The organism is Acinetobacter sp. ANC 4218 (assembly GCF_002135245.1).
GTDB lineage: Bacteria > Pseudomonadota > Gammaproteobacteria > Pseudomonadales > Moraxellaceae > Acinetobacter.
The window spans coordinates 141,971-160,051 of sequence record NZ_NEGD01000002.1; the positions used below are offsets into that span (position 1 = coordinate 141,971).

General features: G+C 42.9%; 20 protein-coding genes. 9 read left to right on the forward strand and 11 right to left on the reverse strand.

From position 1 onward, the window contains the following. Positions 1-13 precede the first annotated feature (13 nt). From B9T38_RS02320 to B9T38_RS02330, 3 genes are all read left to right on the forward strand, one after another. Complete coding sequence (locus tag B9T38_RS02320; protein ID WP_086195253.1) at positions 14-1,042, forward strand: DUF4062 domain-containing protein; 1,029 nt, start codon at positions 14-16, stop codon at positions 1,040-1,042. Between the two features lie 66 nt (positions 1,043-1,108). Beyond that, a complete protein-coding gene (gene hemH / locus B9T38_RS02325; protein WP_086195254.1) occupies positions 1,109-2,122 on the forward strand; it encodes a ferrochelatase in 1,014 nt (337 codons plus the stop codon). A gap of 21 nt (positions 2,123-2,143) precedes the next feature. Then, a complete protein-coding gene (locus B9T38_RS02330; protein WP_086195255.1) occupies positions 2,144-2,788 on the forward strand; it encodes an MBL fold metallo-hydrolase in 645 nt (214 codons plus the stop codon). Positions 2,789-2,821: 33 nt separating this feature from the next. On the opposite strand, the gene B9T38_RS02335 is transcribed toward B9T38_RS02330, so the two are convergent. Further along, positions 2,822-3,007, reverse strand: a complete 186-nt coding sequence (locus B9T38_RS02335) for a hypothetical protein (protein ID WP_086195256.1) — start codon at positions 3,005-3,007, stop codon at positions 2,822-2,824. A 598-nt stretch (positions 3,008-3,605) separates the two neighbouring features. Continuing rightward, positions 3,606-3,791, reverse strand: coding sequence for a DNA gyrase inhibitor YacG (locus tag B9T38_RS02340; RefSeq protein ID WP_086195257.1), 186 nt, complete (start codon positions 3,789-3,791; stop codon positions 3,606-3,608). Between the two features lie 84 nt (positions 3,792-3,875). Here B9T38_RS02340 and B9T38_RS02345 point away from each other — a divergent pair, with 84 nt between their 5' ends. The 3 genes from B9T38_RS02345 to B9T38_RS02355 all read left to right on the forward strand — a co-directional run bounded on the left by B9T38_RS02345 (position 3,876) and on the right by B9T38_RS02355 (position 6,254). Next, on the forward strand, positions 3,876-4,550 hold the full coding sequence (locus B9T38_RS02345) for a class I SAM-dependent methyltransferase (RefSeq protein WP_171263157.1): 675 nt from the start codon (positions 3,876-3,878) through the stop codon (positions 4,548-4,550). A 7-nt stretch (positions 4,551-4,557) separates the two neighbouring features. Further along, positions 4,558-5,760, forward strand: a complete 1,203-nt coding sequence (locus B9T38_RS02350) for a TIGR03862 family flavoprotein (protein ID WP_086195259.1) — start codon at positions 4,558-4,560, stop codon at positions 5,758-5,760. An 83-nt stretch (positions 5,761-5,843) separates the two neighbouring features. Then, entirely contained in the window at positions 5,844-6,254 is a 411-nt protein-coding gene (locus B9T38_RS02355) for a GFA family protein (RefSeq protein WP_086195260.1), read from the forward strand. Between the two features lie 64 nt (positions 6,255-6,318). On the opposite strand, the gene B9T38_RS02360 is transcribed toward B9T38_RS02355, so the two are convergent. After that, the gene (locus B9T38_RS02360; protein WP_086195261.1) at positions 6,319-6,933 is read right to left on the reverse strand and encodes a hypothetical protein; all 615 of its coding nucleotides are present in this window, start codon (positions 6,931-6,933) and stop codon (positions 6,319-6,321) included. Positions 6,934-6,943: 10 nt separating this feature from the next. Further along, positions 6,944-7,726 (reverse strand): class I SAM-dependent methyltransferase, encoded by a 783-nt coding sequence (locus B9T38_RS02365; RefSeq protein WP_086195262.1) that lies wholly within the window; start codon positions 7,724-7,726, stop codon positions 6,944-6,946. A gap of 120 nt (positions 7,727-7,846) precedes the next feature. Between B9T38_RS02365 and B9T38_RS02370 the strand changes: the two genes are divergently transcribed. Both B9T38_RS02370 and B9T38_RS02375 read left to right on the forward strand, forming a co-directional pair. Continuing rightward, complete coding sequence (locus B9T38_RS02370) at positions 7,847-9,127, forward strand: hypothetical protein (RefSeq protein WP_086195422.1); 1,281 nt, start codon at positions 7,847-7,849, stop codon at positions 9,125-9,127. Between the two features lie 450 nt (positions 9,128-9,577). Then, on the forward strand, positions 9,578-10,531 hold the full coding sequence (locus tag B9T38_RS02375) for a 2-hydroxyacid dehydrogenase (RefSeq protein ID WP_086195263.1): 954 nt from the start codon (positions 9,578-9,580) through the stop codon (positions 10,529-10,531). Between the two features lie 123 nt (positions 10,532-10,654). Here B9T38_RS02375 and B9T38_RS02380 read toward each other — a convergent pair whose 3' ends face one another. From B9T38_RS02380 to glyQ, 6 genes are all read right to left on the reverse strand, one after another. Beyond that, a complete protein-coding gene (locus B9T38_RS02380; protein ID WP_086195264.1) occupies positions 10,655-11,074 on the reverse strand; it encodes a hypothetical protein in 420 nt (139 codons plus the stop codon). Between the two features lie 207 nt (positions 11,075-11,281). Next, complete coding sequence (locus tag B9T38_RS02385; protein WP_143222648.1) at positions 11,282-11,629, reverse strand: hypothetical protein; 348 nt, start codon at positions 11,627-11,629, stop codon at positions 11,282-11,284. 313 nt (positions 11,630-11,942) lie between these two features. Continuing rightward, complete coding sequence (locus B9T38_RS02390) at positions 11,943-12,332, reverse strand: hypothetical protein (RefSeq protein ID WP_086195266.1); 390 nt, start codon at positions 12,330-12,332, stop codon at positions 11,943-11,945. Between the two features lie 67 nt (positions 12,333-12,399). Beyond that, on the reverse strand, positions 12,400-13,236 hold the full coding sequence (locus B9T38_RS02395; protein WP_086195267.1) for an OST-HTH/LOTUS domain-containing protein: 837 nt from the start codon (positions 13,234-13,236) through the stop codon (positions 12,400-12,402). Positions 13,237-13,304: 68 nt separating this feature from the next. After that, entirely contained in the window at positions 13,305-15,374 is a 2,070-nt protein-coding gene (gene glyS, locus B9T38_RS02400) for a glycine--tRNA ligase subunit beta (protein ID WP_086195268.1), read from the reverse strand. Beyond that, complete coding sequence (glyQ, locus tag B9T38_RS02405) at positions 15,374-16,363, reverse strand: glycine--tRNA ligase subunit alpha (RefSeq protein WP_086195269.1); 990 nt, start codon at positions 16,361-16,363, stop codon at positions 15,374-15,376. The genes glyS and glyQ overlap by 1 nt, the downstream gene beginning before the upstream one ends. 204 nt (positions 16,364-16,567) lie before the next feature. Here glyQ and B9T38_RS02410 point away from each other — a divergent pair, with 204 nt between their 5' ends. Beyond that, complete coding sequence (locus B9T38_RS02410; RefSeq protein WP_086195270.1) at positions 16,568-17,668, forward strand: HPP family protein; 1,101 nt, start codon at positions 16,568-16,570, stop codon at positions 17,666-17,668. Between the two features lie 89 nt (positions 17,669-17,757). Here B9T38_RS02410 and B9T38_RS02415 read toward each other — a convergent pair whose 3' ends face one another. Beyond that, on the reverse strand, positions 17,758-18,021 hold the full coding sequence (locus B9T38_RS02415) for a PspC domain-containing protein (RefSeq protein WP_086195271.1): 264 nt from the start codon (positions 18,019-18,021) through the stop codon (positions 17,758-17,760). Between the last annotated feature and the right edge of the window lie 60 nt (positions 18,022-18,081).

The window sequence follows — 18,081 nt, forward strand, 5'->3', positions numbered from 1 at the left end:
AAGAGGATAACCAATGCTCGATAAGCGTTATCAGGTTTTTATTACCACTTCTGGCAGTGAAATGCAGCCGGAACGAATTGTTTTAGCTCAAACTTTAGTAGGCATGGGGTTCTTTTCCTGGGGCTTAGAACAACGGACACCTTTAAGCACCGCGTTTGCACGGCGTCAGATTGATGATTGTGACTATGTGATCCTGCTGCTGGGCAGTCAATATGGTGAACAGTCTGTGTCAGGTGTAGGTTATATGCATCTGGAATATATTTATGCAGTCACCAAACAGAAACCGATTATTGTGTTTATGCATGAAGATCCTGCCTCACGTGATGAGTCTTTGCATGACCAAAAACCTGAATTGCGCGAAAAATTTTTAGAATTCCGCAAATTATTACAGCAAGAAGTGGATCAGGTTTTTACTTACCGTAGCCTGCGTGATCTGGAAATGGCCGTGCGTTTGAACATGCCACAAATGCTGGAGCGTTATCCGGTATCGGGATGGGTTAGACCGCAAAACACCCAGGCTTTACATGATGAAATTGATCAACTGAAAGCTAAAATTGAGCAGCTTGAAACCGAAGTCGGAAAACGGGAAGTCGACCCGTTCCTGTCCTTGCCTAAAGTGTCCATGCAAGAAGTATTTTCTTTTGAATATCGTATGCATGCCTATCAAGATGGTAATTTTAAGGAACTGAAAATTCAGAAGAAGCTCACTTGGGCTCAGCTCCTGTCTATTTTGGGCAGCATGTTTGTCAATCCAACACCAGAAGAATATTTTTCCAAATGTATCAATGATTACTTGAATGATACTGGGCTGGCTGATGCCCGGGTGGAAATGCCACGTGCCCATGCCGTTGCCCGTGCACAAATTAATATTCGTGCCTTACACAGTATTAAACTGCAAATGCGTCAAAATGACTGGATTGTCCCGTCAGGCCGTGATGACCATCAACGGATGCTCTGGCAGCTGACCCTCAAGGGACAAAAGCTACTTGAAAGTAATTTGCTTGATAATGATCGTGTTTTTCAATTTAAATCTGCATTTTAATCCATATAAAGAAAGTGCAGAAAGCTGTTAAAGTAAAGCAGTTCATTTCTATTGGAAAAAGGTCTGATGTCTTCTGCAGCTAAAACAAAAGTCACGATTATTTTGGCCAATTTGGGTACGCCGGATCAACCCACGGTCCCTGCAGTTCGTCGTTTTTTGAAGCAGTTTCTGTCCGACCAGCGTGTCATTGAAATCCCCAAGCCAATTTGGCAAATCATTTTACGGCTGTTTATTTTACCTTTTCGTCCCAAGCGTGTGGCCCATGCCTATGAAATGGTGTGGCAGAACGATTCTCCCATGCGTGAAATTTTGTTGGACCAAGTCATTGATGTAAAAAAAACATTAACAGAGCAATATCCTGAATTTGAACTCAATGTCATTCCAGCCATGACCTATGGCAATCCAGGCATTGATTCTGCCTTGAATCGCTTGTCACAGGATATTCCAGATCACATTATTTTATTGCCTTTATTTCCGCAGTATTCGGCCACCTCAACAGCACCTTTATATGATGCCCTCGCAAAATGGATTTTGACGCAGCGCAATTTGCCAGGTCTGTCCATCATTCGTGATTATTATCAGCATCCCGCATTTATTCAGGCACTGGCACACAGTGTCTGGGACTATCAGGCCGTACATGGCCAGCCAGAAAAACTATTGATGTCATTCCACGGCATCCCTCAGCCTTATGCAGATAAAGGCGATCCTTATGCCGATCGTTGCCGTATCACGGCACAATTATTGGCAGATGCATTAGGCTTATCCGAGGAGCAATGGGCCATCAGTTTCCAGTCGCGTTTTGGAAAACAGGAGTGGGTAAAACCCTATACTGATGCCTTGCTGGAAGAATGGGGCAAGCAAGGGGTGAAATCGGTTCAGGTGATGAGTCCTGCTTTCTCCGCAGATTGTCTGGAAACCCTGGAAGAATTAGCGCTGCAAAATGCTGAAATGTTCCAGTCGGCAGGTGGTGGAGAATATGCTTATATTCCGGCATTAAATTGTCGTCCAGATCATATCGCCTTGCTCAGCACACTGCTTCAGGCTAATCTTGATGGATTAAAGCATACATTCGCTCACTAATTTTTCCGAGGTTTCATTCTTATGCTGCAAGTCAAAATTGTGCCGGTCACCGCATTTCAGCAAAACTGTTCAATTGTTTGGGATGCAGAAAGCAAAGAAGCCATTTTGATTGATGCTGGTGGTGAAGCGGAAAAATTAAAAGCCGAGGTGGAAGCTTTGGGGCTAAAGGTAAAGGCCTTATGGTTGACGCATGGGCATCTGGATCATGCTGGTGCAGTCGGGGCTTTAAGCAAGGCTTGGAATGTACCGGTGATTGGTCCGCACAAGGAAGATGTCTTTTGGCTCGACATGATTCAGGAAGTATCGCAACGTTATGGTTTTCCTGTTCCTGAAAAGGTAGATGTGACTCAATGGCTTGAAGGCGGAGAAGTGTTAATGCTGGGAGAGGAAGAGTTTGAAGTTCGTTTTGCTCCAGGTCATACGCCGGGTCATGTGATGTTCTATAACAAAAACTATGGCCTGCTATGGACAGGAGACGTATTGTTTAAAGGGTCCATTGGACGTACCGATTTCCCGCGTGGCAACCACCAGCAGCTGCTTGATTCGATTCAACGTGAATGTTTTAGTTTGCCGGATGAAACCCAATTTATTTCCGGTCATGGTCCCTTAAGTACCATTGGTTTTGAAAAACAGCATAATCCTTTTGTAGCAGGTAAAGCAGGTTAATTTTTCCTGTAAGAGATTGATGAATTCATTTCATTAATCTCGATGAAAGGGTCCACTGCGCAGCTGTTTTAATTCCAAGGCAATAATAATGGCTGCAAGCATGAATAAAATGCCAATCGCAATAATAATGCCATCGTGGATATACAAGCCGAAAATCAGCCCCACAATACTGAAGCTGACAAACAGAAAAAATAGAATTTTTAAGCACCAAAGACCCATGGGGCTCTCCTTTTTATAGCTTTTAAAATTTATTGGTGTTCGTTTTTATCGTTATGAGGCTGTTATAGCCCAACTGTACTGTTTTTAAGTTTAGTTTTAAGTGTTCAATTAAGAAAAATTTTATTGCTATTCTTGTAGAAGGATTATAGTTTAAAAAGTGAGTACGGGTTATTCTTTTTATCGGTAAATGAGAGAAATTTAACAGTTGTAAAAAACTGTTTTTAAGTCGTTTTTGTGGGTAAATTTGAATTACGTAATGAAGAAAATAAGAAACAAATTTATAGGCACATGAACATTTCTCTATAAAAGGCTGACTTGTATCACGTAATTTATAGCTTATTATTTTGAGGGATGAATTGTGAAGCGACTATTGATAAAAATAGCCCTGTTTATATTTACTATTCTCATGTTGGCATGTTTGGGTTTGGGGATTTATAGTCAAGATTTGCTGATCACGGCGATTGGTATCCTTCTGATTTTTTGTATTATTCTTTTGGTTTTAGAATATAAAAATATGCTTTCCAATCCATTTGACTAAGGTGGATCAATCCATTTTATCCACCTTTAGACGAGTTTTCCTGCGGATCACGCAAGACGATTAAAATTCATCTTGTTCGCCACTGTTATCTGCTTGCGGTGCATCCTGAGTCGGCAGTTTATATTCATCACTGGCCCAGGCTCCCAGATCAATCATTTTGCAACGTTCTGAACAAAAAGGACGAAATTCATTGCCTTCCCAAGTGGATGGTTTGCCACAGCGGGGACACGGAAAAGTACGCGGCATGTTATTCTCCGAAGAAAAATAAGGATTCAATTAGGCAAATACAGTCGCTCTTGCTAGACTTGAGCGGATTTTTGTTAGTTTGATCTGATTATGCCAATTCGTCAATTTCAAGCACAGCGTATGCATGCGCCTCGTGATTTTCAAATGATTCGCCCAGATCCCGTTTGTGTGGAAATTGGTGCCGGTAAAGGTAAACATGCCTTACTGTTTTCAGCTCAAAATCCTGAAAAAAAATTGATCGCCATTGAGCGCACACGTGAAAAATACCTGGCCATGCAAAAACAGCATGCTCTGGAAGGACAAAAGAATTTACAGGCGATTCATGCCGATGCCATGCCGTGGATTGTGCATGCCTTATTGCCTGCTCAAGTACAGCAGTTTTTTATTCTCTATCCGAATCCCGAACCGCATAATCCGGCGCAACGCTGGTTAAACATGCCATTTTTTGAGTTTCTGCTGTCACGCTTACAGCCGGGTGGTACCGTCACATTGGCCAGTAATATTCCTGAATATATTGCAGAAGCACAGCAGCAGTTGATTGAAGTCTGGAAATTGCCTTTTGTCAAAGAAGTGATTCCAGCTACATCGGCGCGTACCCATTTTGAAATTAAGTATCTGCAGCGTGGTGAGTTGTGCCAGCAACTGATCATCAGCAAACCTGAAAGCTACCCGACACGTTTTGATGAGTTTATGCCTTTACAAGGGCAAAATTCGGTTCAAGCGGGAGCAGCAGAAGCTGATATTAAAAACGCTGAATGAGTTGGTTATGAAAAAGCGTGTTGCAATTATTGGAGCGGGCCCCGCCGGTTTAATGGCCGCGGAACTGTTAAGCCAATATGGTTATCAAATTCATGTCTATGAACAAAAGCCGTCTGCCGCACGCAAGTTTTTGATGGCGGGTAAAACCGGGCTGAATATTTCCCATGCTGAGCCAATCGAGCAATTTATCCAGCGCTACGATCAGGCAGAATGGCTCGCCTCTTGGGTAAAAAAATGGGATGCGAACTGGATTCAGCAATGGATGAAGGGTTTGGGGATTGAATCCTATATCGGCTCATCAGGACGGGTGTTCCCGGTAGAAATGAAGGCGGCCCCTTTACTGCGTGTCTGGTTGAAACGTCTTGCTGAACAGGGTGTGATATTTCACTATCGCCATCAGGTCTTGAATTTAAACGGTCAGCAATTGTGTATCCGGGATTTAACCACCCAGCAAGACAGCCAGCAGGTTTTTGATGCCATCATTATGGCTTGTGGCGCGGTATCCTGGTCGCAACTGGGTAGTGACGGCGCATGGCAGCAATGGCTGTCTCAGGGCGATATTGAAGCCTTTCAGGCCAGTAATGCCGGGGTAGAACGTATCTGGTCCAAGTTTATGCAGCCGGTCTTTGGCCAGCCTTTAAAACGTGTAGAAGCCTGGGTAGAGGGTCAAACTAAAAGTATGGGCGATATTGTGATTACCCATTATGGTCTGGAAAGCGGGTTGATCTATAAGCAAGGGCGTGCACTGCGTCAGCAAGTGAAAAATGGTCAGGTCATGCAACTGTATCTGGATTTGCTTCCCGATCAAGGTATTGAGCAATTGGCGACAAAATTACAGCCAAGTAAAAAGCAGTCGTTGAGCAATGTCTGGCGTAAGGCAGGACTGGATGCAGCCAAAGCCAATCTGGTACGTGAACTGGTTAAAAAAGACGTATGGAACGATCCGCTGGCTTTAGCCCAGCAGATCAAGCATTTGCCTGTTGTTTTAGTGGGATTCCGTCCGATCGAAGAAGCGATCAGCTGTGCGGGTGGCGTAAAACGCGATGTTCTATCGGAACAGTTGCAATTGAAGTCCAATCCGCATGTGTTTTGTTGCGGCGAAATGCTGGATTGGGATGCACCGACTGGAGGCTATTTGCTGACTGCCTGTTTTGCGACAGGTCGTGCTGCAGGCGAGGGTGTGCATGCCTATCTGGCTGCACAAAAATAACAGTGCATCATGCGGCCAGTTTTGAACTGTGATTTAAAACCTGCTAAGTTGCAGATTCAATCCTTATAAAAAATGCAGCAGTTATGTCAGAACAAAAGCGATATACAGGAAGTTGTTTGTGTGGCGGTTTGCGCTATGAAATTCGGGGCGAAATTGGCGACATCGTGCAATGTCATTGCCAACGTTGCCGTAAGGCCAATGGGACGGCCTTTGCCACCAACGCTCCAATTCAAAAAGCCGATTTTCACATTGTGCAAGGTGAACATTTACTGAAAAAATTTCAGTCCACCGAAACCACACAGCGCTGTTTCTGTAGCGATTGTGGCTCGCCGATTATCAGCATTAAAACTGATACGCCCGATCTGTATCGCCTGAGAATAGGCACGCTGGATACACCGTTGCAGCAAAAGCCGACGCAACATATTTTTGTGGCCTCCAAGGCCGAGTGGGATACCATCTGTGATGGTCTGCCACAATATGAAGAACGACCTTAGTCATACTGAAACTAGTGATTAAAAGATCAAGGGATTACAGTATCCCTTTTTTACACACAAAATTTTAATAGCCAGATTCAGTTGTCCCAGATTTGGCTACTTCAGCTTTTTTTGTTTCGGCTTGGTTCATGTCTGGATATTGTGATTGCCAGTGTTCCAGCTGTTCCTGAGCATGTAAAAATTCACCCAGGCCTTTGGCTTGATCTGCTGAATTTTTAATGGGTTCTGCTTTTTTATCTTTGTGCTCATCATAAAGCTTGGCTTGAGCTTGCCAGTATTCCGCCATCAGCCCCTGAATATAGCGTCCCTGTTGCGTTTTTAAATTCAGTTGTTTGAGCATGTTCAGGGCAGACTGGATATTGTCACGTTTACGGTTGTAGGCAAATTCCTCTGTTAGCGAACCGTTCTCCTGCATTTTCACCAGTTCATCTTCCATTTCATCGCTCATTTGGGTAAAACGCGTGTCAAAGTCAGTCAGCATGGCGATATCATGCGGATCATCCGGGGTTTTTTCAAAGGCTTTCACCGGTTCAGTAATCAGCTCCTGCATCACTTTATCTTCAGATTGAACTTTATCATTTGGAGATGGAGTACCGTCACGGTCATTACAGGCCGTCATCAGTACACTTGAGCACAGTAAAACAGGAAGAGCAAAATGTTTGAATTGACGTTGCATCATGATGGTTCCTTTATTTCTGATCGAGTGTTTTAAAGTCATAGGCATAGGTCACATAGGGGAATGCGATTTCATCTTGAGGATGCTTGCCTGTATACTCTAAAACGATCTGTTCAAATTCAGCTTTTAACTGCTGCTGTTCATGTGCTGACATGGCGGCAATAAAACTGGTAGAGAGCAGGCGTTTAGACACCACCTGTTCCACAGTGCCGACATGTTGCTGCTGAAACGTTTCGGTATTTTGTAATTGAAACAAGGCTTGCTGTTCAAAGACCTTTTTCCATTGACCGCTATGATAACGTGGCGTATTGCCTTCCAATGGCTCAATACGGTCTGCCAGTGCTTTGACCCAGTCGACCTCAACATCGCGCTGATTCCAGATCAGTGCCAGATGTCCGGCCGGTTTGAGCACTCGATGAATTTGTGTTAACGATTCAAGATTGGCAAACCAGTGAAAGGATTGTGCACAGACCACAGCATCTATACTATGGGCGGTTAAAGGCAGAGATTCACTCGACGCCTGTAGCGTTTTAATGTCGGGATAGGCGAGTTGCAATTGTGTCAGCATGGCCTGAATTGGCTCAATGGCAATGATGTGTGAGGTCAGCTGTTTTAAGTAAGGTAAGAATTTGCCAGTACCTGCACCCAGATCAACCACCTGCGACTGTTCACCCAGTTGGAGCTGATCACGTAGCCAATTGACGATGTCTTGTGGATAACTCGGACGAACTTGTTGATAAAGTTCAGCGGCAGAACTGAAGCCTTTTTGAGCAGCAGGATGAAGTGATTGTGTCATATTTTGCGCTTTTTAATCTTCATGGCATCTATAAAATAACATATTCGCTTTTCGTAAATAGGCAAGGTGTCTATTTGTAGCATTGATTCTGATAAAGGGCCGATTTGCTTCGGTGTGGAAATGGATAAACACATTATTTTTGAAGACGAACAAATTCGTGCAATCTTTCTGAAAGGCTCATCGGATGAACTGATTTTTTCTTTTGGCGATTTAATTACCCGCGCCAAAGGACTGTCGATTAATGCGGAAAAATCACTGCATAAGTATAACTTTAACGTGATTGGCATTATGCCGAAGCAGAAATCCTGGTTTCCTGAAAGTTCGATGCGCGAGATGTTTGCCCAAATTCAGGAACTGATTGCACCGTTTAAAACCCGGATTGGCTATGGTGGTTCCATGGGCGGGTATGCGGTTATCAAGTATTCCAATCTTCTGGATTTAAAGCGCGTAGTGGCGCTGGTGCCGCAGTATTCCATCAATCCTGAAGAAGTCGAAGACCCGCGCTATAACATGTTCTTTCATCCTGAACAGAATGCCTATATGCGCATTCAGCCTCAGGATGTTGCAGCGGAACGTGAATATATTGTGGTCTATGACCCTTACTGTCCAGAAGACCGTGCGCATTATTTAAAACTTGAACAGGTGCTGCCAAAAATTCAGACCCTGAACCTGCCTTTTACCGGACACGATGCCATTGCGGTACTGGCCAATTCAGAACTGCTGCATGACTTTTTATTGCATGAGTTTGATGCTAGCTATTTTTATCGCAAAATCCGTCAGGTGAAAAAGAACAGCAAGTTTTACTATCGTAAAGTCATTGAAAACCTGTTGCCCCGACACCGCAATGCCTTGGGTTCGATTTTGGTGAATAATGATTTGCAGCTGGACAGCCAGTTTTTTGATGCCAAGTTAAAGAATAATTTACTCAGGGAATTGCTGCGCAATAAACAGGTCAGTCAGCAAGATTTACTGAAATTAGGCATACAGGTCAATTTGCCGCAGGAAAATCGCAGTCAGTTACTGGACTGTTTTGGTCATGGTCTGGTATTTAATGTGATTAGCCAGAAGATTGAAAGCTATGCGGCCAGTGCCATCGCCCTGAATCATAAATTTCTGATGCCGATCTTTGCCAAGGGCAGTGGATTGGTACACATTTCAATGAATGACGAACGTTTTATCGTGGCCATGAATGACCGGCAAGTGATGAAACTGTTCAGGGAACAGGAAGCTTTAGCCGCTGGGATGCATCCCTTGGTCATTAAAAAATATAGTGATTTTTATCTGCTTAGTTATAAGCATTTAAACTTGAGCAATAACGAATATGGTAGTCATGAGTTTGTGGAAGATGCTCCTGAAACTGCGCAATTTGTGACCCAGCCTGACCCGTTATCTGCGCTATAGCCTATAGATTCAGGGTTTAGCATGCACCCCAATTTGTTTTAATTTTGATCACTTTCTTTATCTTTAAATCGGTCTAAGATAGAACGGTAAGGCAAGTTCTTATGACTCAAAATTAAACAATAAATAACGGGTGCTTCAGGATGAAACGTGATTTTATACCGGCTGTACTTTTAACCCTCATCTCTATATTCATACCTTGCTATGCTTTCGCAGACAGTCTAGATCCGACTTATATCATTATGGGCGGGGGAATGCTTGTGGTGTTTGCCCTGGCAATTTATGTATTTTATGAAATCTACAAGTCGATTCAGCTGCATATCAACAAACCCACTAAATAGTGGGTTTTGTATTTTTCATCTCTAAATTTGGTTGAAAAAGAATGTAAAACTGGCTTTTAATGTCTGGGCAATAATTTTTAGATATTCATCAAACTCAGCCAAGGGAAGCAGCATGAAAGCCGTATTTTTAGATTATGAATCGCTGGATAAAAATGATCTGGATTTAAGTCAGCTTGAAGCTGTATTTGATGAGCTGAAACTTTTTCCAACGACGACCCAGGCACAGCTGCTCGAACGTGTACAAGAGGCAGAGGTCATTATCAGTAATAAAGTCGTGGTCGATGCTGCTACCTTGCAACAATGTCCACAGTTAAAACTGATTTTAATTTCGGCAACGGGCACCAATAATATTGATCTGGTTCAGGCACGTAAACAAGGCATTGTGGTATGCAACTGTCAGGGTTATGGCACCGCGGCAGTGGCACAGCATACTTTAAGCTTGATGCTGGCTTTAGCAACTTCATTACTCAAATACGACCGTGCCGTAAAGCAAGGCGAGTGGAATAAGGCTTCACAGTTCTGTCTGCTGGATTTCCCGATTATCGAGTTGTCTGGCAAAACGCTGGGTATTGTCGGTTATGGTGAATTGGGACAGGCTGTGGCAAAGCTGGCTGAAGCTTTTGGCATGATGGTTTTGGTCGGATCATTGCCGAACCGTCCAACTGATGCGAGCCGCGTACCTTTTGCAGAACTGTTGCCGCAAGTGGATTTCCTGAGTCTGCATTGTCCCTTAACTGACGATACCCGTGATTTAATTGATGCCCAAGCTTTCGATGCCATGAAACCAAGCGCATTTTTAATTAACTGCGCACGCGGTGGAATCGTCAATGAAGCTGCGTTGGCTGATGCCTTGCGTCAGGGCAAAATTGCCGGGGCTGCCACCGATGTGCTCACGGTTGAGCCGCCTAAACAAGGTAATGTGCTGTTAGCCGATGATATTCCCAACCTGATCATTACTCCGCATAGTGCATGGGGCAGTGTCGATGCACGGCAACGGATTGTGCAGCAGATGCAGCAGAACGTACTGGCCTTTAAAGCAGGACAGCCGATTCGACAGGTCAATTAATTTATCTTTTCAATCAGTCTCTCACACAGAGGCTGATTGCTTATAATCAACTTGATTTATAAATCGGCGTTGGTTTTACCTATACAGCTTGTACTTGAGCAGCCAGTCATATGTAGGTGCAAATTAATTACTGGTTGAAGACTCACTCAGCGGATGCGAAATAATCGGTGCAGGCTGATCATTTGGACTGCCGATAATATGATCCTTAGTTTCAGTTATTTTTTGATTGACCGTGGCTGCTGCGTGTTGTGACTTTTCTTTGGCAATGGCTGATTTTTCAGTGGCAAAGTCCTTGGTTTCTTCCCAGGCATTTTCGACTTTGGGTTTGACTTTGGCCACACCTTTTTGCGCCGCTGTATCCACCTTTTCCGCCGTGTTCTGAACCTTCTGCTGGGCCTTATGACCGAGCACTTTAAAGATATTGGGGTTATCCCCATAAGGTGCAGGGTGGCTGTGTGCTGGAGCTGTAGTACTGGTTTGAGCCAAAACAGAGGTGGATGCCAAAATGGCACTTGTAATCAATACCGTTTTCATCATTTTCATTGTAAGGATAATTCCTGTTCGAGTAATGGCTGCAATCTAATTCAATTTTCTATTGGATTTTATTCTAAGAGTGAATGATGGGGAAAATGTGGAATGTGGCGAAATTAATACAGATTCATTACATTTAAGCTCAATCTTCCGATTGTTTTATCCAAGAAAAAAAGCCCGTGAAAATGAGCTTTTTATACAGTCATTTAAAAAGATACCTTATTTTTCAATTTCCTGAGTGGGATCGGCTGAAGCTGCTTTTTCAGAATATGGATTCAGTTCCGCATGGGTTTGACCGTTAATATCCATATTGCTGGGATGTGAATGGTTGCTATTTTTACTTGGGATAGCATTTTTAGCGGCAAAGTTCTGGATGTTTTCTGGGGAGTCTGGCTTTGCAGTTCGAGTTTTACTCATCTCTTCTTTACTGCTATGAACGATGTCAGCAGTATTTTGATCACTGTGTTTAACTTTTAGCTCTGAAGTTGCTTTGGTGTCCGGGTTAGCAAAAAGGGAAGTACAAGCTAAAAGTGCTGTGCTCATCACTATTATTCTGATTGTTTTCATAGCCCGATTTATCCTTACATGATAAAACTCGAGTGTTTACCGAGTTATAAGAGCACCATCATAACCAGTTTAATGCGGGAGTTCGGAATCAGAGATTAAATTCACACGTTTTTGCAACACCGAATAACAATCTGCCTCGATATGTGAAAATGATTTACAAACTAAATTATATACGTTTTTGATTTTTATTCTTTTATAAGAATCGTGCTGCTTTAAGCCATACACTTGGAAGTTTAGTTTCTCTATCGCTTTGACTGTATAAAAAGAAAGAATCACCAAGTCCCAATAGATTCAGTGATTCTGATGGGGAGAGTTAGTTACATTGGGCTAAGGCATCTTTATGGAAATGATGGCGCAGGGCAAGGAAGTTTTTTTGTACTTCTGGGCTATGCAGGTCAAAATTATTGGCGGTGCTTGAGCCATCTTGGGCAAAGGTGGTTGCACCACCCGAAATTAGGGTATTGCCTTTAAATGACCAGTGTTCTATGGATTTTCCTGCTTTGAGGTTGCCGGTAAATTCAATCACGCATTTATCAATAAATTTAGTCAGTTTGGCTTTGTTATCCACTGTGTCTGGATAGACTTCCAGATTCTGAACTTCTTGTAATACGCCGGTTTCAAGTTGTGGGATTTTAGGCGCAGTTGTACACGCCGTAACAGCAATACCCGCAAGACCAGTCAAAATAAGCATTTTAAATTTCATATGATTCTTTCTTGTTGAGTGTTGTTAGTTTGAGTATAGGGAATCGGATGAAAATTGGCTATAAAAACTAGTTTTCAATTACTTCGAATATAGCTTCATCATAATTTATTTGGATTAACATTTTTTCACCTTTTGAGGTCGGCTCAATCTTAAGTAAAAACAATCCACTATTCAGTAATAAGTCATTAAGATTTTTGAAGCCATACTCTGTTTTGATTTTCTTATTAGCATTAGGAAATTTTTTGTTAATTGATACGCCTACTGTTGTAAGTGAAATCCAACCGTCATTTTTTTTATTGTTAATGATTAATTTTTCAATCTCTTTGTAAATCTCATCTGAAGGAAAGATGAAACGTGCTTTGAACAAATCAGATTTTAAAAAATCAATTTGAGTCTCTAAGCTTTTTTGAGCATTCAAACAATATTGCTCAAATTGATCTAAAAAAGGTTTATGTTTTTTCTCCAGATTTAATAGAAAATCGACAGCTTCTTTAGATTCATCGAGATTAGATAAATTATATTTTTCTTGAAAGTGATGTGCTATAAAATTTCGATCAGTAACAAATTCTTGAAATTGACTGTTTAGTCTTTGATGGTTATGTTCGCATAAATTAAAAGATATTTTCATATCTAGACGAAGAGTATTGTTAGGTTCAGTAATGATTGTATCTTCTTCTAGGGGATTCACGAGAAATAATGAATTTAAGGCTTTTGTACTTAAGCCACCTAAAGTTTGATTTTGAACAGATGGTTCTATAACCAGAGGTGAATTATTGGGCTTAGAAATAATAGTTTTATTTATCTTCATGAGGGTTTTTAGCCTCATTTCTATTGTTTGAAAACGAATAAGATGTTTTCCAAGTAAGGAATAAATTCTCTCTCTAATTTCTTCAATATTTTGCATTCTAAAAAATCATAAAAAACCCCACTCATTTATAGCGGGGTTTTTTATGATTTACAACCAATTATAGCTTAGTGCTGAAGCACCGAAATATCCGCAACCGCAGTAAATAAACCACGAAGCTGAGCGAGCATACGTAAACGGTTAGCTTTCAGGTCAGCATCATCAGCCATCACCATTACGCCATCAAAAAATGCATCCACTGGTGCACGAAGCGCAGCTAAAGCTGACAATGCAGCAGTGTAGTCCTTGGCAGCAAATAACGGCTCAACCACAGGCGTGATTTTCGCAAGTTCAGCGAATAATGCTTTCTCAGCATCTTCAACCAGATTCGCTTCAACCACAGCACCCTCAGGTGTTGCTTCTTTAGCCAAAATGTTGGCAACACGCTTGTTGGCAGCAGCAAGCGCAGCCGCTTCAGGCAATGCACGGAAGTGATTTACCGCAGTTACGCGTTTGTCAAAATCAAGTGGAGATTTTGGCGACAATGCTTGAACAGCTTGAATCACATCAACAGCCACGCCCTGGTCTTCGTATTTCGCACGGTAACGACCTTCCAGGAATGCAACAGCATCTGCCAAAGTCTTGTCATGGTCTTTCAATACATCGCCATATGAAGCTAAAGCAAGTTTGATTAGGTCTTCAATCGACACATCCAGCTCATTTTCAGTCACAAGACGTAAGATACCAATTGCAGAACGACGCAGTGCAAACGGGTCTTTAGAACCTGTAGGCGCTTGACCAATACCGAAAATACCGGTCAAGGTATCCAAACGGTCGGCAAGGGCAATGGTTGTACCAGTCTTGGTTTTCGGTAACACGTCACCTGCGAATTTAGGCAAGTATTGCTCACCCAAAGATTCAGCAACTTCAGCATTTTCACCTTCAAGACGTGCGTAGTAAGTACCCGCAATCCCTTGAAGTTCCGGGAATTCCCCAACAAGCTCAGAAGTTAAGTCACATTTCGCAAGCAGGGCGGCTTTTTCAGCGTCAGCAGGGTTCGCACCTGTGATCGGCGCTAACGCTACAGCCAATTTTGCAATACGAGTCGATTTATCCCAAAGTGTACCCAATTCAGCTTGGAACACCATGTTGGCCAGTTTTTCTTTACGCGATGCCAGCGGTTGCTTTTGATCTTGCAGGAAGAAGAACTCAGCATCTGACAAACGTGGACGAACCACTTTCTCGTTACCTTCAATAATTTGTGTCGGATCTTTCGACTCAATGTTTGACACAGTAATGAAGTAAGGTTGCAGTTTGTTGTCAGCATTTACCAAACAGAAGTACTTCTGGTTGTCCTGCATCGTCGTGATTAATGCTTCTTGCGGAACAGCAAGGAAACGTTCTTCGAAGCTTGCACGTAACGCAACAGGCCATTCAACCAATGCAGTCACTTCATCACGAAGGTCAGCTGGAACAATGGCAATAGCATTCACTTCATCAGCCAATGCTTTGACTTGCTGATCAATGATGGCTTGGCGTTCTTCAAACGACGCTACAACGTGCGCTGCTTTTAATTTAGGTAGATATTCATCTGCATTGGCTAAGCTAATGGCTTCAGGCGCATGGAAACGGTGACCATAAGTCACGTTGCCTGCTTTGTGATCCTGAATAGTTGCATCAATCACGTCGTTGTCTTTAAGTAACACTACCCATTTAACTGGACGTACGAATTCGGTACGGCTAGCCGCAGAACGCATGCGTTTAGCAATTGGTAGGTTGTCTAAAGCAGTTTGTAAAATTTGTGGCAGTAAAACGTCAAGGCTTTGACCTTTCACGTCTTTTAAATAGCACACTTTTTCAACTTTACCGGCCTGGAAAGTCGATACTTGATCAACCGTAATGCCTTGACCACGCATAAAGCCTTCAAGTGCTTTGGTTGGTTTGCCTTCAGCATCAAACGCTGCTTGTTTAGCAGGGCCGTCAAAACGTTTTTGTGTATCTGCTTGTGCGCCTTCTACATTGACAATTTTCAATGCCAGGCGGCGTGGTGCTGCATAAGCTTCAATTGAGTCGAAAGCCAGACCAGCATCTTTTAAGCCTTTTTCGGTTTCGGCCTGAAGGGCATCACGTAATTTTTTTAAGCTTTTTGGTGGGAGTTCTTCACAGCCAAGTTCAAATAAAACAGTATGTTTAGACATTATTTGTTCTCCGCTGCTTTTTCTGCTTGAGCTGCTTCTGCTTCAACTTGTGCTTTTAACTGCGCCAATACTTCGTCACGTAAATGTGGTTCTGCCATTGGGAAACCCAGTTTCGCACGTGCTGCCACGTAACTTTGCGCAATGGCACGCGCCAATGTACGGACACGTAAAATATAACGCTGACGTTCAGTCACCGAAATCGCACCGCGAGCATCCAGCAGATTAAAGCTGTGTGATGCTTTAATCACCTGTTCATATGCAGGCAATGGCAGTTCAGCTTCCATTAAGCGCGTTGCTTCAGCTTCGTAGAAGTCGAACAGCTCGAACATTTTGTCGACTGGTGCATATTCAAAGTTGTAAGTGGATTGTTCCACTTCATTTTGATGGAATACATCACCGTAAGTTACCGTACCGAACTGGCCTTTGGTCCAGACCAGATCGTAAACCGAGTCTACACCTTGCAGGTACATCGCCAGACGTTCCAGACCGTAAGTGATTTCGCCTGTCACCGGGTAACATTCAACACCACCGACTTGCTGGAAGTAAGTGAACTGGGTCACTTCCATACCGTTCAGCCAAACTTCCCAGCCCAAGCCCCAAGCACCGAGAGTTGGTGATTCCCAGTTATCTTCCACAAAACGGATGTCGTGGGTCAGGGTATCAATACCAATGGCTTTTAACGAATCGAGATAAAGCTGCTGGATATTGTCCGGGTTGGGCTTAAGCACCACCTGGAACTGATAATAATGTTGTAAACGGTTCGGGTTTTCACCATAACGGCCATCTTTCGGACGGCGTGAAGGTTGTACGTAAGCCGCGTTCCATGTTTCTGGTCCTAACGCACGAAGGAAAGTTGCAGTGTGGAATGTCCCTGCACCCATTTCCATATCGTAAGGTTGTAACACTACACAACCTTGTTCAGCCCAGTAGTTTTGTAAGGCAAGAATTAAGCCTTGAAATGTATCAATATGCGATATGGCGCGACTCATGTAGCATCCATTAAAATTAGAGAAAAATTGGCTCTAAGTATAAGGATTTTGCAAAGGTGTGGCAAAGGTTTCAGGACAAGAAATCAGCTGTTTAAAAATGATTCACAGATTTATTGATAAATATAAGATATAAAATAAATACATCTTTAATCGTTAGCATTCTATAATTTGCAACTTCTTCCCCAAAACAATAAAAGGCGTGCTGTGTTTCATTCCCGACTCGAATGGCTAAATACCCTAAAACCCAATTTCAAGATTCTTCCTTTGAAAGATCGCCTGCTATGCGGTTTGGGTGCATTACTTGGACTGACACTTTCATCTTTCATAAGTTGGTGGGTGTTGGGAGATATCAATGCATGGTATATCGCGCCGATGGGTGCATCTTCAGTATTACTGTTTGCCGTGCCTGCCAGTCCTTTGGCACAGCCGTGGAATATGGTGGTTGGCAATATCATTGCAGGAGTTATTGGGGTGACTTGTGCGGCCTATATTCCAAACCTGACTGAAGCCTTTAGTGTGGCGGTGGCATTGTCTATTTTTCTGATGATGACCACGGATTCCTTACATCCCCCGAGTGGGGCGGTGGCGATTACTGCCGTTTTAGGTGGCGAAGCGGTCCATGAGCTGGGATATTACTTTATTTTTTATCCGGTTTTATTAAATTCGGTCCTGTTGATGTTTGTAGCGATTATCTTTAACCGTCTTTTAGGAAAACAGTATCCACAAGTAGCACAAATCAACCAGCGTTCCAAAGACCCAACGCCCACGCAAAAAGTCACCATTCAACCGCAAGATATTCAGGCCACATTGGATCAGCAGACCGAGCTGCTGGATATTAGTGAATATGACCTGCAAAAAATTATTTTGGCCGCTCAGGAGAAAGCCAATGCCCGGGGTGTGAGCCAGTTCAAGTGTCAGGACATCATGACCAAAGACGTGATTAGCCTGAATGCAAATGATGATATCCATTCTGCACTGGATAAATTCAAACATATGAATTTGATGAGTCTGCCTGTGATCAATGCCCAGCAGCAACTGGTCGGTACGCTGGCTTTATATGAAGTGGTGGAATGGTTTAAGCGCGCAACCGATTTAAGAACCACATGGCAGCGTCAGGTCAAGGATATTATGGTTCGCCAAGTGGTCACCGTAAAGCCGGAGCAACCGATTCAGGACCTGGTGCCTTACTTTGTTGAGCGTTCATTTAACTATATTCCAGTGGTGGAAAAACAGAAAATGGTCGGCATTATTAGCCGTGCCGATATAATTGCGGCATTGAACCAGCAGTTGAATGTAGCGGCATAAAGCAGAAATGAAGCAAAAAAAAAGCTACGACTGATTGGGGGAAAAGTCGTAGCATAAAACGAACTCAACTCATGGAGTTCAACGGGATGTTAGCTATTTTGATCCGGATTTACCGTGCGGATCGGGTTGTTATAGGCTGATGTCTGACCAAACATGGTATTGGGCTGTTTAGGAATCACCAGCCACAAAATTAAATACACCAGGATTCCCGGAAATGCTGCGCTCATGACAGAAACCAGAACGAAAATAATGCGCAGTAAAGTCACATTCCAACCAAAACGTTCAGCAATACCGCCCATTACACCTGCAATCATGTTCTGACGCTTAGAACGATATAAACCAACATTGGCCATCTAGGTCTCCTTAATAAAAATAACAAAGCAGTTAAAACAACATGCTTATAATAAAAAAAT

Coding starts and splice junctions, on each gene's coding strand:
- B9T38_RS02350 (WP_086195259.1), top strand. CDS start 4,558: ATGAAAAAGCGTGTTGCAATTATTGGAGCGGGCCCCGCCGGTTTAATG.
- B9T38_RS02360 (WP_086195261.1), bottom strand. CDS start 6,933: ATGATGCAACGTCAATTCAAACATTTTGCTCTTCCTGTTTTACTGTGC.
- B9T38_RS02375 (WP_086195263.1), top strand. CDS start 9,578: ATGAAAGCCGTATTTTTAGATTATGAATCGCTGGATAAAAATGATCTG.
- glyQ (WP_086195269.1), bottom strand. CDS start 16,363: ATGAGTCGCGCCATATCGCATATTGATACATTTCAAGGCTTAATTCTT.
- hemH (WP_086195254.1), top strand. CDS start 1,109: ATGTCTTCTGCAGCTAAAACAAAAGTCACGATTATTTTGGCCAATTTG.
- B9T38_RS02330 (WP_086195255.1), top strand. CDS start 2,144: ATGCTGCAAGTCAAAATTGTGCCGGTCACCGCATTTCAGCAAAACTGT.
- B9T38_RS02380 (WP_086195264.1), bottom strand. CDS start 11,074: ATGAAAATGATGAAAACGGTATTGATTACAAGTGCCATTTTGGCATCC.
- B9T38_RS02415 (WP_086195271.1), bottom strand. CDS start 18,021: ATGGCCAATGTTGGTTTATATCGTTCTAAGCGTCAGAACATGATTGCA.
- B9T38_RS02355 (WP_086195260.1), top strand. CDS start 5,844: ATGTCAGAACAAAAGCGATATACAGGAAGTTGTTTGTGTGGCGGTTTG.
- B9T38_RS02320 (WP_086195253.1), top strand. CDS start 14: ATGCTCGATAAGCGTTATCAGGTTTTTATTACCACTTCTGGCAGTGAA.
- B9T38_RS02395 (WP_086195267.1), bottom strand. CDS start 13,236: ATGCAAAATATTGAAGAAATTAGAGAGAGAATTTATTCCTTACTTGGA.
- B9T38_RS02390 (WP_086195266.1), bottom strand. CDS start 12,332: ATGAAATTTAAAATGCTTATTTTGACTGGTCTTGCGGGTATTGCTGTT.
- B9T38_RS02370 (WP_086195422.1), top strand. CDS start 7,847: ATGGATAAACACATTATTTTTGAAGACGAACAAATTCGTGCAATCTTT.
- glyS (WP_086195268.1), bottom strand. CDS start 15,374: ATGTCTAAACATACTGTTTTATTTGAACTTGGCTGTGAAGAACTCCCA.
- B9T38_RS02385 (WP_143222648.1), bottom strand. CDS start 11,629: ATGAAAACAATCAGAATAATAGTGATGAGCACAGCACTTTTAGCTTGT.
- B9T38_RS02365 (WP_086195262.1), bottom strand. CDS start 7,726: ATGACACAATCACTTCATCCTGCTGCTCAAAAAGGCTTCAGTTCTGCC.
- B9T38_RS02335 (WP_086195256.1), bottom strand. CDS start 3,007: ATGGGTCTTTGGTGCTTAAAAATTCTATTTTTTCTGTTTGTCAGCTTC.
- B9T38_RS02340 (WP_086195257.1), bottom strand. CDS start 3,791: ATGCCGCGTACTTTTCCGTGTCCCCGCTGTGGCAAACCATCCACTTGG.